The organism is Streptomyces roseirectus (genome assembly GCF_014489635.1).
Taxonomy (GTDB): Bacteria; Actinomycetota; Actinomycetes; order Streptomycetales; family Streptomycetaceae; genus Streptomyces; species Streptomyces roseirectus.
On sequence record NZ_CP060828.1, the window covers coordinates 4389578 to 4404541 of the forward strand.

General features: G+C 71.5%; 14 protein-coding genes. 6 read left to right on the plus strand and 8 right to left on the minus strand.

The annotated features are described in order from the left end of the window. Positions 1–637: 637 nt before the first annotated feature. Both IAG44_RS18110 and nth read right to left on the minus strand, forming a co-directional pair. Positions 638–1324 carry an NUDIX hydrolase gene (locus IAG44_RS18110; protein ID WP_246561822.1) on the minus strand — a complete coding sequence of 229 codons (687 nt, stop codon included), beginning with the start codon at positions 1322–1324 and terminating at the stop codon, positions 638–640. Positions 1325–1839: 515 nt separating this feature from the next. After that, complete coding sequence (gene nth, locus IAG44_RS18115; RefSeq protein ID WP_187748139.1) at positions 1840–2682, minus strand: endonuclease III; 843 nt, start codon at positions 2680–2682, stop codon at positions 1840–1842. 329 nt (positions 2683–3011) lie between these two features. Between nth and IAG44_RS18120 the strand changes: the two genes are divergently transcribed. Both IAG44_RS18120 and IAG44_RS18125 read left to right on the plus strand, forming a co-directional pair. Further along, positions 3012–3686, plus strand: coding sequence for a Crp/Fnr family transcriptional regulator (locus tag IAG44_RS18120; RefSeq protein ID WP_010350941.1), 675 nt, complete (start codon positions 3012–3014; stop codon positions 3684–3686). Between the two features lie 81 nt (positions 3687–3767). After that, positions 3768–4586 (plus strand): nucleotidyltransferase domain-containing protein, encoded by an 819-nt coding sequence (locus tag IAG44_RS18125; protein WP_187748140.1) that lies wholly within the window; start codon positions 3768–3770, stop codon positions 4584–4586. 42 nt (positions 4587–4628) lie between these two features. Here IAG44_RS18125 and IAG44_RS18130 read toward each other — a convergent pair whose 3' ends face one another. From IAG44_RS18130 to sp36, 4 genes are all read right to left on the minus strand, one after another. After that, positions 4629–5459, minus strand: coding sequence for an MBL fold metallo-hydrolase (locus tag IAG44_RS18130; RefSeq protein WP_187748141.1), 831 nt, complete (start codon positions 5457–5459; stop codon positions 4629–4631). Next, the gene (locus IAG44_RS18135) at positions 5456–6325 is read right to left on the minus strand and encodes an NUDIX hydrolase (RefSeq protein WP_187748142.1); all 870 of its coding nucleotides are present in this window, start codon (positions 6323–6325) and stop codon (positions 5456–5458) included. Before IAG44_RS18135 ends, IAG44_RS18130 begins: the two co-directional genes overlap by 4 nt. Before the next feature lie 99 nt (positions 6326–6424). Further along, entirely contained in the window at positions 6425–6889 is a 465-nt protein-coding gene (locus IAG44_RS18140) for a RidA family protein (protein WP_187748143.1), read from the minus strand. Continuing rightward, positions 6886–7041: a Sp36 family protein gene (gene sp36 / locus IAG44_RS18145; RefSeq protein WP_187748144.1), complete on the minus strand. Its 156-nt coding sequence runs from the start codon at positions 7039–7041 to the stop codon at positions 6886–6888. Before sp36 ends, IAG44_RS18140 begins: the two co-directional genes overlap by 4 nt. Before the next feature lie 129 nt (positions 7042–7170). Here sp36 and bagA point away from each other — a divergent pair, with 129 nt between their 5' ends. Both bagA and bagB read left to right on the plus strand, forming a co-directional pair. Beyond that, positions 7171–8148, plus strand: coding sequence for an ATPase BagA (bagA, locus tag IAG44_RS18150; RefSeq protein ID WP_187748145.1), 978 nt, complete (start codon positions 7171–7173; stop codon positions 8146–8148). Further along, entirely contained in the window at positions 8145–9524 is a 1380-nt protein-coding gene (gene bagB / locus IAG44_RS18155) for an ATPase BagB (protein ID WP_246561827.1), read from the plus strand. Before bagA ends, bagB begins: the two co-directional genes overlap by 4 nt. Positions 9525–9739: 215 nt before the next feature. Here the strand turns inward: bagB and IAG44_RS18160 are convergent, their stop codons facing one another. Next, positions 9740–10096 carry a WhiB family transcriptional regulator gene (locus IAG44_RS18160; protein WP_187748146.1) on the minus strand — a complete coding sequence of 119 codons (357 nt, stop codon included), beginning with the start codon at positions 10094–10096 and terminating at the stop codon, positions 9740–9742. 563 nt (positions 10097–10659) lie between these two features. On the opposite strand from IAG44_RS18160, the gene IAG44_RS18165 reads away from it, so the two are divergent. Beyond that, positions 10660–13002: a transglycosylase domain-containing protein gene (locus IAG44_RS18165; RefSeq protein WP_187748147.1), complete on the plus strand. Its 2343-nt coding sequence runs from the start codon at positions 10660–10662 to the stop codon at positions 13000–13002. A gap of 160 nt (positions 13003–13162) precedes the next feature. Here the strand turns inward: IAG44_RS18165 and IAG44_RS18170 are convergent, their stop codons facing one another. Next, positions 13163–13627: a GatB/YqeY domain-containing protein gene (locus IAG44_RS18170; protein ID WP_187748148.1), complete on the minus strand. Its 465-nt coding sequence runs from the start codon at positions 13625–13627 to the stop codon at positions 13163–13165. A gap of 301 nt (positions 13628–13928) precedes the next feature. Here IAG44_RS18170 and IAG44_RS18175 point away from each other — a divergent pair, with 301 nt between their 5' ends. After that, complete coding sequence (locus tag IAG44_RS18175; protein WP_187748149.1) at positions 13929–14855, plus strand: metallophosphoesterase; 927 nt, start codon at positions 13929–13931, stop codon at positions 14853–14855. The last annotated feature ends 109 nt before the right edge of the window (positions 14856–14964 follow it).

Below are 14964 nucleotides of genomic sequence, written 5' to 3' on the forward strand. Positions count from 1 at the left end.
GGGGATCCTGGCGTGCCTCCGAAGGACGCCGGGAGGTCCGGCGTTCCCCTGAGGTCCGGCGTCCCACTGTGGCCCGTCGGGTCGTCCAGCATCCCATTGAGGTCCGCCGGGGATTCCAGCGCGTCCCTGAGGTTCACCGGGAGCGCCGGTTCACCCCCGGGGCCGACTGGATCGCCCGGTGCCCTCTTGAGGACCGCCGATGGCTCCGGCACGTCCCTAGGGGTCGCCGGGAGTGCTGGTGCGCGTCCGAGGCCGACCAGATCGCTCGGCGGCTTTCTGGGGTCTGTCGGTGGTTCCGGTGTGGTCCTAAGGGTCGCCGGGGTCGCCGGGGTTCCTTCGGGGGTGTTCGTTCGGAGGGCCGGGGTTTCCTTGGGGTGGGGGGTCGGGGTCCTGACGGGGGGCCAGGGGGCTGGCGGGGTGGGGTGCGAGGGGGTGTTTCGGTGCCGGTGTGTCGGGCTGAGGGGCCCTGCCTTCTCGCCGGGTGCCGGGGACTTCCCGGATTCCTGCGGGAGTGGCCATGAGATCCCCGGGTTCCGACGAGTCGGGTGGGGAGTCTCCGTCTTCTCGCCGGGCGCCGGGGCGGCCCCGGTTTTCGGTGAGGGGTGCGGAGAGGGGGCCTCGTCCCGGGGACACCCTGTCATGCGCGCCAGTCCAGTGGGACCCGCTTCTCGCGGTCCCAGGGCCGTTCCCAGCCGGCGAAGTGCAGGAGCCGGTCAATGACGCCGGCCGTGAACCCCCACACGAGGGCCGATTCGACCAGGAACGCCGGACCCGCGTGCCCACTGGGGTGCACGGCGGTGGCGCGGTGCGCGGGGTCCGTGAGGTCCACCACGGGGACGGTGAAGACGCGGGCGGTCTCGGCGGGGTCCACGGCGTCCACGGGGCTCGGCTTGCGCCACCAGCCCAGCACGGGCGTCACGACGAAGCTGCTCACGGGGATGTAGAGCTTGGGGAGGACGCCGAAGATCTGCACGCCCGCGGGGTCCAGCCCCGTCTCCTCCTCGGCCTCCCGCAGCGCGGCCCGCAGCGGCCCGTCCCCCTGCGGATCGCCGTCCTCCGGGTCCAGCGCGCCGCCGGGGAACGACGGCTGGCCCGCGTGCGAGCGCAACGAGCCGGCGCGCTCCATCAGCAGCAGCTCCGGCCCCCGCGGGCCCTCCCCGAACAGGATCAGCACCGCGGACTGCCGCCCCCGGCCATCCGCCGGCGGCAGGAAACTGCTCAGCTGCCGCGGCGCCACGGTCCGTACCGCCCGCACGACCGGCCCCAGCCACTCCGGCAGCCCCTCCTCGCTGACCTCCACCGGCGCACCCTCCACATGCCTCACGACCACACCACCCCCGTTCCTTTCCTACCCAACGCCCACCACCCCCGAGATCGTTCCGCCCCACGCGGATGGTCCTCCCCGGTTTCCCCCGAGTTCATGTGACCGTCCACATCACGAACGGGGGTGGGGCGGCCGGCGGGGAGTCAGCGCCGGGCACCTCACCGAGCGGCACACCGCCTACGCGGGCACCCGCACAACGTGCGATGCCGACCGGCAGTCGCTGAACGGTCAGCGCCGACGGCCGGGGCAGCCGGGCCCTCCCGCAGGCCCGGCCCCGGCCTCGGGGTGACCGCAGCCGCCGGGGCGACCGACGTCCACAGGTTCACGCTCGCCGGCGGGCCGGCACTCCGTCCGGACGTAGGGCGCTCCCGTTCCGCCGGCCTCAGCCTCCCAACGCATCCGCAACCCCGTCTCCCGAGTCTCCCGAGCCAGCGGGCACGCACGCGTGGAACACCCGTCCAGCGGTTCAAGCCGGGGCCGCAGGGCCAGGCCCCTTCACCGGCCGGCGGCCACCCTTACGCGCTGCCCAGCGGCGGTGCCGGCTTGCCGCCCGCGTCGAGGTAGGACTGCGGCGGGTTGAGGCGCTGGCCGGGGAAGCCGCCCTTCTCGTACTTGAGGAGTTTGCGGGCCTTGTCGGGGTCGGTCTCGCCCTCGCCGTAGGCGGGGCAGAGGGGGGCGATGGGGCAGGCCCCGCACGCGGGCTTGCGCGCGTGGCAGATGCGGCGCCCGTGCCAGATGACGTGGTGGGAGAGATCGGTCCAGGCGGACTTGGGGAAGAGCTCGGAGATCGCGGCCTCGATCTTCTCGGGGTCCGTCTCGGCCGTCCAGCGGAACCGGCGCACGAGGCGCTGGAAGTGCGTGTCGACGGTGATGCCGGGCCGCCCGTAGGCGTTGCCGAGGACCACGAACGCCGTCTTGCGGCCGACGCCGGGCAGCTTGACCAGGTCCTCAAGCCGCCCCGGCACCTCCCCGCCGAAGTCCTCCACGAGCGCCTTGGAGAGCCCGATGACGGACTTGGTCTTGGCGCGGAAGAACCCGGTGGGCCGCAGGATCTCCTCGACCTCCTCGGGGTTCGCGGCGGCGAGGTCTTCCGGCGTGGGGTACTTGGCGAAGAGCGCGGGCGTCGTCTGGTTGACCCGCAGGTCGGTCGTCTGGGCCGACAGGACGGTCGCGACGACGAGCTGGAAGGGGTTCTCGAAGTCGAGTTCGGGGTGCGCGTACGAATAGACCTCGGCGAGTTCGCGGTCGATCCTGCGCGCGCGGCGGACCAGCGCGGTGCGGGACTCGGGTTTCCCGGCCCCCGCCGGTTTCCCGCGCCCGCTTTCGGACGCTTTCTTCCCAGAAGCCTTCTCTGTCATTTCCGCCCTTTTCGTGCCGCCACCAGAGATCCCCCCGCCGTCCTGTTCGCCCACGGCGGAATTCCGCCGCGATCCCGCCCGGCCGCCCCCGTGAGCCCGCGCTCTCACCGGCGATTTGGACACTCGACCAGCGTAGAGCCCGGCACTGACATCCGCCCCGGCCCCCGGCGACCGGCCCCCGATTGGACCCCTGCCGCTTACCTCGGGACAGGTGTGCGGCATCCTTGTGACAGATCACACTGTTTGGACCGTCCGGCAAAATGGGCACCACGGTCCCCTGGTACGTGGGGGCGCAAGATCCCCTGAGCAGGTCGACAAGGAGAGAACTCGTGGACGACGTTCTGCGGCGCAACCCGCTCTTCGCGGCTCTCGACGACGAGCAGGCCGCGGAGCTGCGCGCCTCCATGAGTGAGGTGACCCTCGCGCGTGGTGACTCGCTGTTCCACGAGGGCGATCCGGGCGACCGGCTCTACGTCGTCACCGAGGGCAAGGTGAAGCTCCACCGCACCTCCCCGGACGGCCGCGAGAACATGCTGGCGGTGGTCGGCCCCGGCGAGCTGATCGGCGAGCTGTCGCTGTTCGACCCGGGCCCGCGCACGGCGACGGCGACGGCGCTGACGGAGGTCAAGCTGCTGGGCCTCGGCCACGGCGACCTCCAGCCCTGGCTGAACGCGCGCCCCGAGGTCGCCGGCGCGCTCCTGCGCGCGGTCGCGCGGCGGCTGCGCAAGACCAACGACCAGATGTCCGACCTGGTCTTCTCCGACGTCCCCGGACGTGTCGCGCGCGCGTTGCTCGACCTGTCGCGCCGGTTCGGCGTCCAGTCGGAGGAGGGCATCCACGTCGTCCACGACCTCACGCAGGAGGAGCTGGCGCAGCTCGTCGGCGCGTCGCGGGAGACCGTGAACAAGGCGCTGGCGGACTTCGCGCAGCGGGGCTGGCTGCGCCTTGAGGCGCGGGCCGTGATCCTCCTGGACGTCGAGCGGCTGGCCAAGCGGTCGCGCTGAGCGTCGTCCTGGAGGCTGATTCCGTCGGGCCGCCCCGAAAATGAGCTGCCCGACCGCTCTCCCTCCACGCACAGTGGGCGCATGACGGAACCGATCTCCCACCGAGGTCTCGACGCCCAGGGCTGCATCGCCAGGGAGGGCTCCCTCGCGCGCGTGCAGCCTCGGTTCCGGCCCGTCGTCGCGGCGGCCCGGGACCGCGTCCTCGATCTCTTCGGGACGCGGCTGCACAGCGCGTACCTCTACGGCTCGGTCCCGCGCGGCACCGCGCGCGTGGGCCGCAGCGACCTGGACCTCCTGATCGTCCCGCGCGCGGAGCCCTCCGAGGCCGACTGGGACGCCGTCCGCACGCTCGGGGAGCACCTGGACAAGGAGTTCCCCGAGATCGACGGCGCGGGGGCCCTCCTGTACGGCCGTGACCGGCTCCTGAGCGACGCCGAGACGTACGACATGGGTTTCTTCGTCGCCTGCCTCTGCACGCCCCTCCTGGGCGACGACCTCGCCGAATACCTCCCGCGCTACCGCCCCACCTCCCTCCTCGCCCGCGAGACCAACGGCGACCTCGCCGCACTCCTGCCCCACTGGCGCACCCGCGCCGCCGAGGCGGACTCCCCCGAGGCCCGCGTCCGCCTCGTCCGGTTCCAGTCCCGCCACCTGGTCCGCACCGCCTTCACCCTCGTCATGCCCCGCTGGAACGGCTGGACGAGCGACCTGCACGACATGGCCGGCGCGTTCGCCGAGTACTACCCCGCGCGCGGGGCCCAGCTCCGTACGGCAGCCGCACGCGGCTACGACCCGACGGACTCCCCGGAGGTACTGGCGGAGTACACGCGGGACCTGGGTCCGTGGCTGGCGGAGGAGTACGCACGCGTGCACGGCGTGAAGGGCGAACAGGCGTCCTGAAGGCGCGGTCCTCCGCCGCGTGAACAGGTGCGTGCGCGCCCGCTAGATCAGCCCGTGGTCCCGCAAGTACTCCAGCTGGGCCCTGACCGAGAGTTCGGCCGCCGGCCAGAGGGAGCGGTCGACGTCGGCGTAGACGTGGGCGACGATCTCGGGGGCGGTGCGGTGGCCGTTCTCGACGGCGGTCTCGACCTGGGCGAGGCGGTTGGCGCGGTGGGCGAGGTAGAACTCGACGGCGCCCTGGGCGTCGTCGAGGACGGGGCCGTGGCCGGGGAGCACGGTGCTCACGCCGTCGTCGACCGTGAGGGAGCGCAGGCGGCGCAGGGAGTCCAGGTAGTCGCCGAGGCGGCCGTCGGGGTGGGCGACGACGGTGGTGCCGCGGCCCAGGACGGTGTCGCCGGTGAGGATCGCGCGGTCGGCCGGGAGGTGGAAGCAGAGGGAGTCGGCGGTGTGGCCGGGCGTGGGGACGACGCGCAGTTCGAGGCCGCCGGTCGTGATGACGTCGCCTGCGGCCAAGCCCTCGTCACCGAGGCGGAGAGCGGGGTCCAGCGCGCGTACGCGGGTACGCGTGAGGTCGGCGAAGCGGGCGGCGCCCTCCGCGTGGTCGGGGTGGCCGTGGGTGAGGAGCGTGAGGGCGATGCGGTGGCCCGCGCGCTCGGCGGTGTCGACGACCGCGCGGAGGTGGCCCTCGTCCAGGGGACCGGGGTCGACGACGACGGCGAGGTCGGAGCCGGGTTCGGCGAGGATCCAGGTGTTGGTGCCGTCCAGGGTCATCGCGGAGGCGTTGGGGGCGAGGACGTTGACCGCGCGCGGGGTGGCGGGACCGGAGAGGACCGTGCCACGCGGCTGGCCGGGCAGGGCGCCGGCTTGGGTCATGCGGGGGCTCCAGGGATCGGGATGTGCTTGGTGAACTCGGCGTGCCCCGGCCAGGACAGGACGATCTCGTCGTCCGTGAGGCGGGCGTGCGCGAGGACCGGCGTGAGGTCGCGCTCCCGCGCGGCGGACAGGGCCTCGGCGGCGCTTGCCCAGGGCGCGAGCTGGCGCAGGGTGGCGATGGTGGGCGGCATCATCAGCAGGTCGCCCGCGTCGTAGGAGGCGGCGGCCTCGGCGGGCCGGATCCAGACCGTGCGGTCGGCCTCCGTGGAGACGTCGCGGGTGCGCTGGCCGGCGGGGAGGGCGGCGGCGAAGAACCACGTGTCGTAGCGCCGGGGTTCGAACTCGGGGGTGATCCAGCGCGTCCAGGCCCCCAGGAGGTCCGAACGCAGCACGAGGCCCCGCCGGTCCAGGAACTCCGCGAACGACAGCTCACGGGCCACCAGGGCCGTTCTGTCGGCCTCCCAGTCGTCGCCGGTGGTGTCCTCGATCACCGTGTCGGCCGTCGGCCCCGCGAGCAGGACGCCGGCCTCCTCGTACGTCTCCCGCACGGCCGCGCACACGATCGCCTGCGCCGACGCGCCGTCCACGCCGAGCCGGTCGGCCCACCACGCGCGCGAGGGGCCCGCCCAGCGGACCGTGCGGTCGTCGTCGCGGGGGTCGACGCCACCGCCGGGGTACGCGTACGCGCCCGCGGCGAACGCCATCGACGTGCGCCTGCGCAGCATGTGGACGACGGGGCCGGTGCCGGTGTCCTTGAGGAGCATGACGGTGGCCGCCCGTCTGGGGGTGACCGGGGTGAGTGTGCCGTCCGCCAGCGCGCGGATGAGATCCGGCCAGTCCGGTGGGAACCACTGCCCATTCGCCATGGCCGGAGGCTATCCGCTGGGGAGCGAATGTTCGAGAGGGGGCAGGAAACACGGAAACCCCCCGGCAGGAGGGTTCCCGGCGGCTTGTCGGTCGGGCTGTCAGTCGCTCACTTCGACCAGGAACTCGACCTCGACCGGCGCGTCCAGCGGAAGCACCGCGACGCCGACCGCGCTGCGCGCGTGCACGCCCCTGTCGCCCAGGATCTCACCGAGCAGTTCACTGGTGCCGTTGATCACCGCGGGCTGGCCGGTGAAGTCCGGCGCGGAGGCGACGAAGCCGACGACCTTCACGACGCGCACGACGCGGTCCAGGTCGCCGACGACGGCCTTGACGGCGGCCAGGCCGTTCAGCGCGCAGCGCGCCGCCAGCTCCTTGGCCTCCTCCGGGGTGACCTCCGCGCCGACCTTGCCGGTGACGGGCAGCTTGCCGTCGACCATGGGCAGCTGGCCGGACGTGTAGACGTACGCGCCCGAGCGCACGGCGGGCTGATAGGCCGCGAGCGGCGGGACGACGTCCGGGAGGGTCAGGCCCAGTTCGGCGATCCGGTCCTCGACCGCGCTCACGCCTTGGCCCGCTTCAGGTAGGCCACCAGCTGCTCGGGGTTGGGGCCGGGCACGACCTGGACCAGCTCCCAGCCGTCCTCGCCCCAGGTGTCCAGAATCTGCTTGGTCGCGTGCACGAGGAGCGGCACGGTCACGTATTCCCACTTGGTCATGGGGCGACTGTAGCCGCCTGGGGCGAGGGGGTTGTCCACAGGCTGGGGACGGGGTGTTCATGCGACTGTCGTACCGGTTATCCACAGCCTGCTGATTGGTCCGGGCGCCGAGTGGTTACGCTCGAAGACGTGAGCAGGCTCCAGGTCGTCAGCGGCAAGGGCGGGACCGGAAAGACGACGGTCGCCGCGGCCCTCGCGCTGGCCCTCGCGACGGAGGGGAAGCGGACGCTTCTCGTCGAGGTCGAGGGCCGGCAGGGCATCGCGCAGCTCTTCGAGACGGAGGCCCTTCCGTACGAGGAGCGGAAGATCGCCGTCGCGCCCGGGGGCGGGGAGGTGTACGCGCTGGCCATCGACCCCGAACTGGCCCTGCTGGACTACCTCCAGATGTTCTACAAGCTCGGCAGCGCCGGGCGGGCGCTGAAGAAGCTCGGCGCGATCGACTTCGCGACGACGATCGCGCCGGGCCTGCGGGACGTCCTGCTGACCGGCAAGGCGTGCGAGGCGGTGCGGCGCAAGGACAAATCCGGGCGGTTCGCCTACGACTACGTCGTCATGGACGCGCCACCGACGGGCCGGGTGACGCGCTTCCTGAACGTCAACGACGAGGTGGCCGGGCTCGCGAGGATCGGGCCGATACACAATCAGGCGCAGGCCGTGATGCGGGTGCTGAAGTCCCCGGAGACCGCGGTGCACCTGGTGACGCTGCTGGAGGAGATGCCCGTCCAGGAGACCGCCGACGGCATCGCCGAGCTGCGCGCCGCGCGGCTGCCGGTGGGGCGGGTCGTCGTCAACATGGTGCGGCCCGAGGTGCTGGACGGCGAGACGCTGGAACTCGTGGACGGCGTCGCGCGTTCCTCTGTCGCACGGTCGCTGTCCTCGGCCGGCCTCGGCGGGGCGCGCCGCGGGGGCAACGCGGAGAAGCTGGTCGGCCCCCTCCTGGCGGAGGCCGAGGAGTACGCCGAGCGCCACCGCCTCGAACACGACCAGCGCGCGGTCCTCACCGACCTCGGCCTCCCCACCCACGAACTCCCCCTCCTCACCGAAGGCATGGACCTGGCAGGACTCTTCGCACTCGCCACCGAACTGCGGAAGCAGGGCATCGCATGACCACGCACCCGTCCGACCGCCCCGCCACCGTCACCCCCGGACCCGAGGCCGGCACCGAGGCAGCACCGGCCGCCACCCCCCGCCCCCTCTCCCCCGCGCGCGTGCTCGACATCGACCCCGTGCTCGACGACCCGGCGACGCGGATCGTCGTGTGCTGCGGCTCCGGCGGGGTCGGGAAGACGACGACAGCGGCGGCCCTGGGGCTGCGGGCGGCCGAGCGGGGGCGGAAGGTCGTCGTCCTGACGATCGACCCCGCGCGCCGGCTCGCGCAGTCCATGGGGATCGACTCGCTGGACAACACCCCGCGCCGGGTGAAGGGCGTCGAGGGCGCCGGCGAGCTGCACGCGATGATGCTGGACATGAAGCGCACGTTCGACGAGATCGTCGAGGCGCACGCGGAGCCCGACCGGGCGGCCGCGATCCTGGGGAACCCCTTCTACCAGTCGCTCTCCGCCGGGTTCGCCGGCACGCAGGAGTACATGGCGATGGAGAAGCTGGGCCAGCTGAGGTCGCGGGACGAGTGGGACCTGATCGTCGTCGACACGCCCCCGTCGCGTTCCGCGCTGGACTTCCTGGACGCGCCCAAGCGCCTGGGCTCGTTCCTGGACGGCAAGCTGATCCGCGTGCTGCTGGCGCCCGCGAAGGTCGGCGGCCGGGCGGGGATGAAGTTCCTGAACGTCGGGATGTCGATGATGACCGGCGCGCTCGGCAAGCTGCTCGGCGGCCAGCTCCTGAAGGACGTCCAGACGTTCGTCGCGGCGATGGACTCGATGTTCGGCGGCTTCCGCACGCGCGCGGACGCGACGTACAAGCTCCTCCAGGCCCCCGGCACCGCGTTCCTGGTCGTCGCGGCGCCGGAGCGGGACGCACTGCGGGAGGCGGCGTACTTCGTCGAGCGGCTGGCCGCCGAGGACATGCCGCTCGCCGGGCTGGTCCTCAACCGGGTGCACGGCAGCGGGGCCGCGCAGCTCTCCGCCGAGCGGGCGCTGAGCGCGGCGGAAAATCTTGACCGCTCCGGCATTGTGGATCAGGACCCAGGGAAGGCTGACCTAGGTAACTCTCCCGACCCACTTGGCAGTTCATCCCCCTCCGCCACCGACGAACCCGCCCCCGACGAAGGTTCCCCCGCCGGCGTCGACACGGAGCGGTCCGTCGACCGGCTCACCGCGGGCCTGCTGAGGCTCCACGCGGACCGGATGCGCCTGCTCTCCCGCGAGCAGCGCACGCGTGACCGTTTCACCGCGCTCCACCCCGAGGTCGCCGTGACCGAGGTGGCCGCGCTCCCCGGTGACGTACACGACCTGGCGGGCCTGCGCGACATCGGCGCACGCCTGGCGGCGAACCGTCCGGAACTGCCGGAGGACGCGGTGAGCTGAGGACGCGGTGAGTTGGGGACGCGGTGAGCCAAGGGCACGTCGAGGGCGCACGGACGAGAAACCCTCGTACGAAAAGCGCCGTACGGGCCGAATACCCCGAGCCGAGAAAGGCCCCCACTCGGCTCGGAAGGAATTCAGCGCACGACGAGACGAAATGTGGTGCTCAACCGCTCACCACCGTGAAACCGAAGGCCCACGAGAACCCCGGTGCGCGGCTATCCCACCGCCGCGTAACTCTCGTACACCCGCTCGTCGTCGAGCGAGACGACACCGGCGACGCTCACGACGCCCGTGCCCCGCTCGTACTCCGAGCGTGCGGTCTCCAGGAGCCTGCGCCAGGAGGTGACGGTCGGCCGGCGGCGCAGCAGGGCCCGCCGTTCACGCTCCGTCATCCCTCCCCACACGCCGAACTCGACGCGGTTGTCGAGCGCGTCCGCCAGGCACTCGGTGCGTACCGGGCAACCGGTGCACACCGCCTTGGCCCTGTTCTGCGCTGCTCCCTGAACGAACAGTTCATCCGGATCAGTAGTGCGGCAGGCAGCCTGCGCACTCCAGTCGGTTACCCAGCCCATACCGGCGCCGTCCTCTCCCGAATCGAGGCTCCCCCACGGCGGCAGCGGCATATTCACCGCCGCCAGTTGAGGACGTTACGGAAGGTGGGCACAGCGCAACACCCCCTTCGGGTCCAATCTTGAATGGCCCGAACGGACTATGCGCATCCGGCAGATCACCCGCGCGAGTGAGGCCGCGACATACGTGACTTTCCCGGCGAATCGGGGCAGTTCACTGGTGCCACAACGGGCGTCAGCTGACACACGAGACGGATTCGGGCACGCCCCCGGCAGAAATTGTCGGGCCTCTCCGCAACGATTCGGGGTCGGCGGACGTATGGATACGTGGCCCTGCCGCTGTGACAGCTGAGAGCAGCTTAGGCCAACGCCTGTCCGCGTGTCCGGGGAATGAGAAGGTACGCGCGCCAGGCGCGTCCGAATGCCCTCGGAGCACCTGAACGCGCCCGCGCGTCTGCGCTCCGGGCGGCGTCAAACGCGTCCGCACGTCACAATCCTGTCCCCGAACAGCCGCACGGCCGCCCACTCCGGCGAAGCCCCCAGGAGTACGGATTAGGCTGGCCCCCATGCCAAAGAAGCGCTCGGGCGGTGGTCTGTCCACGACGCAGCAGGCCGCCAAGTTCCTCGGTGTCAGTGTGCTGTCGGGAGCCGTCCTGGCGGGGATCGCGCTGCCCGCAGCCGGCGCGCTGGGGCTCGCCGCGAAGGGGTCGGTGGAGTCGTTCGACGAACTCCCGGCCAACCTGAAGACGCCCCCGCTCAGCCAGCGCACCTCGATCCTGGACGCCAAGGGCAACCAGATCGCGTCGGTCTACTCGCGCGACCGCACGGTCGTCGACCTCAAGAACATCTCGCCGTACATGCAGAAGGCGATCGTCGCGATCGAGGACTCGCGCTTCTACCAGCACGGCGCGGTGGACCTGAAGGGCATCCTGCGCGCGCTGAACAAGAACGCGCAGAGCGGCGGCGTCTCCGAGGGCGCCTCGACGCTGACCCAGCAGTACGTGAAGAACGTCTTCGTCGAGGAGGCGGGCGACGACCCGACGAAGGTCGCCGAGGCCACCCAGCAGACCATCGGCCGCAAGATCCGCGAACTGAAGTACGCGATCCAGGTCGAGGAGGAGCTGGGCAAGAAGAAGATCCTGGAGAACTACCTCAACATCACGTTCTTCGGGCAGCAGGCGTACGGCGTCGAGGCCGCCTCGCAGCGGTACTTCTCCAAGCACGCCAAGGACCTGAACCTCCAGGAGTCGGCGCTGCTCGCCGGCATCGTCCAGTCGCCGAGCCTCTACGACCCGATCAACGACGAGAAGCAGGCGACCCTGCGCCGCAACGTCGTCCTCCAGCGGATGGCCGACCTCGGCGACATCTCGCAGGCCGACGCGGACAAGGCGAAGGCCGCGCCGCTCGGGCTCAAGGTCACCCAGCCGAAGAACGGCTGCATCACCGCCGTCAAGGGCGCCGGGTTCTTCTGCAAGTACGTCGAGAAGGTCTTCCTCAACGACCCGGTCTTCGGCCGGACCAAGGAGGACCGGGCCAAGATCTGGAACCAGGGCGGGCTGACGATCCGCACGACCCTGGACCCGCAGGCGCAGGACTCCGTGCAGGAGTCGATCCAGGACCACGTCTACCAGTCCGACGCGGTCGCCACGGCCGTCACGCTCGTCGAGCCCGGCACCGGCAAGATCCTCGGGATGGGGCAGTCCAGGCCGTACGGCTACGGCAAGAACGAGACCGAGTACAACTACTCCGTCGACTCGGCGTACGGCGGGTCCAACTTCGGCTGGCCGACCGGTTCGACGTTCAAGCCGTTCCTCGCGGCGGCGGCGCTGGAGAAGGGGCGGCCGGCGAACCAGGTGTATCCCGCGCCGTTCGAGATGCCCTACCCGGAGCGGGTCTCCGCGTGCGGTGGCAAGGACTGGCGCAACACCGGTAACGACACGGTCGAGAACGAGAGCGAGTCCGAGGTCGGGCCGTACGACCTGCGCAAGGCGATGGAGCTCTCCGTCAACACGTACTTCGTGCAGATGCTGGAGGACATCGGGATGTGCCCGGTGTCCAAGATGATCGACGGGCTCGGGGTCGTCCAGGGCAACGGCGACAAGGTTCCCCAGGTGCCGTCGTCGATGACCCTCGGCTCCACCGGTCTCTCCCCGCTCACCATGGCCAGCGCGTACGCCGCGTTCGCCTCGCGCGGGATGTACTGCACGCCGGTCGCCATCGAGTCGATCACACAGACCGTGGGGAACACCAAGAAGTCCCTTGAGGTGCCCAAGTCGACGTGCTCGCGCGCGATGAGCGAGAAAACGGCAGACACGATCAACACGCTGCTCAGCGGGGTCGTCGACTCCGGTACCGGTAAGACGGCCGGCCTCAAGGACCGCGCCAACGCCGGCAAGACGGGTACGACCGACTCCCGCAAGAACGCCTGGTTCGTCGGCTACACGCCGAACCTCTCCGGCGCCGTCTGGGTCGGCAGTGCCACGCAGAAGGTCGAGATGCAGAACATCTGGATCGGCGGCGAGTACCACTCCCTCGTCTACGGCGGTGACACCCCCGGTCCCATCTGGAAGGACGCCATGACCGGCGCCCTCGCGGGCAAGGACTCCCCCGACTTCCGCACCGTCACCATCCCCGGCAGCAAGGTCGACCGCGACCGCGGCAACAACGGCCCGGGCAACGGCAACGGGCGTGGCCGGGGTCGTGGCAACGACAACAACAACGGTGACGACGGCGGCTTCATCGGCGGGCTGCTGACGGGCGGCACGACCGGCACGAACACGTCGACCGGCGGTTCCAACGGGGGCTCCGGCGGGGGCGATTTCCCCACCCCGACGATCACCGGGCTCCCCGAGGGGCTGTTCCGGGGGCAGAACGGCAACAACGGGAACGGGAACGGGGGGCGGGGCTGAGTAGGGGGTAAGGGTCGGGGTTGAGCGTTGAAAGGGCCCCCTCGCCGTCGTACGGAGGACTCGTACGGTGGTGAGGGGGCCCTTTGGTGTGGTGGGCGGCGTGGGTTCGTCGCCGGAGGCCACTGCGGGGTCGGTCCGCCGGAGGCCGCTGCGGGGTCGGTCAGCTCGCGAGGAGTTTCTTGACCGTGGCCGCCACTCGGCCGCCCTCCGCGAGGCCCGCGACCTTGGGGTTGACGATCTTCATGACGGCGCCCATCGCGCGGGGGCCCTCGGCGCCGGCGGCCTTGGCCTCGGCCACCGCGGCGGCGACGATCTCGGTCAGCTCGTCGTCGTCGAGCTGCTTGGGCAGGTACTCGGCAAGGACCTCGCCCTCCGCCTTCTCCCGCTCCGCCTGCTCGGTCCGGCCGCCCTGTGCGAACGCGTCCGCCGCCTCGCGGCGCTTCTTCGCCTCGCGGGCGAGCACCTTCAGGACCTCGTCGTCGGAGAGCTCGCGCTTCTCCGTGCCCGCGACCTCTTCCTTGGTGATCGCGGTGAGCGTGAGCCGCAGGGTCGAGGAGCGCAGTTCGTCGCGGGCCTTGATCGCGGTGTTGAGGTCTTCCTGGAGCTTGGACTTGAGCGTGGTCATGGGGTTGATTGTGGCAGGTGCGGGTGGGTGGGGGCGTGGCTATTACGGGCGGGGGCGGGGTGGGGTGGGGTCGGGAGCGGCTTTTCGAGGTGGCTTCTGCGGGCGGCGTCGGGCGAGGTCGGTGGGGTTCTCCGAGGCGTGGGCGGGGCGTTGGTGGGGCGGGACATTGCCAGGGCGTAGGCGGGGCGTTGGTGGGGCGGGTCTCGGGGTTTTGGCCAGAGGTGCACCTAGGGGGCGGATGAGGGTCGGATCAGGGGGGCGGGCGGGGAAACGGAGGGGCGGGGTCTGACACGATGGCCGTATGCAAGCGCGATACGGAGTCCCCCTGGGAATCGCGGCGGTCGGCGCCGCCGGACTGCTCTACTCGGCCGGGTTCGAGGCCCGTTCGTTCCGGCTGCGGCGGGTGACCGTCCCCGTCCTGCCCCCGGGGATGCGTCCGCTGCGCGTGCTTCAGGTCTCCGACATCCACATGGTCGGCGGGCAGCGCAAGAAGCAGCGCTGGCTGCGCTCCCTCGCCGGCCTGCGCCCCGACTTCGTGATCAACACGGGCGACAACCTCTCCGACCCGGAGGGCGTCCCGGAGACGCTGGACGCGCTGGGCCCGCTGATGGAGTTCCCGGGCGCGTACGTCTTCGGCTCCAACGACTACTACGGGCCGAAGCTGCGCAACCCCGCGAGGTACCTCGCGGAGAAGGTGAGCGGCAAGCACGGTCTCAACGGCAACGCCCCAGCCGTCGGCATCGTCCACAACCCCTGGGAAGACCTGCGTGACGGTTTCGACGGCGCCGGCTGGCTCAACCTCACGAACACGCGCGGCGTCCTGAAGATCGACGGCGTCTCCGTCGAGCTGACCGGGCTCGACGATCCGCACATCCGCCGTGACCGGTACGAGCAGGTGGCCGGCGGGCCGTCCGCCTCCGCCGACTTCTCCATGGGCGTCGTCCACGCGCCCTACCTGCGCGCCCTCGACTCCTTCACCGCCGACGACTATCCGCTGATCCTCGCCGGGCACACGCACGGGGGGCAGTTGTGCGTGCCGTTCTACGGGGCGTTGGTGACGAACTGCGATCTGGACACCGGGCGGGTTAAAGGGTTGTCGACGCATACGGCCGGGGGGCGGACTGCGTACATGCACGTCTCCGCGGGGTGCGGGACGAACCGCTACACGCCGGTGCGGTTCGCGTGCCCGCCGGAGGTGACGTTGCTGACGCTGGTGGAACGGGGGTAGGGGCTTGGGGTGAGGGGGGGTTCGCTGGGGTGGGTGCTTTCCCGGCGCCGGTCGCGGCTTTCGTGACCGGCCGGGGGGCGGTTCGACGCCGGGCGGGGGGCGCGGCGCC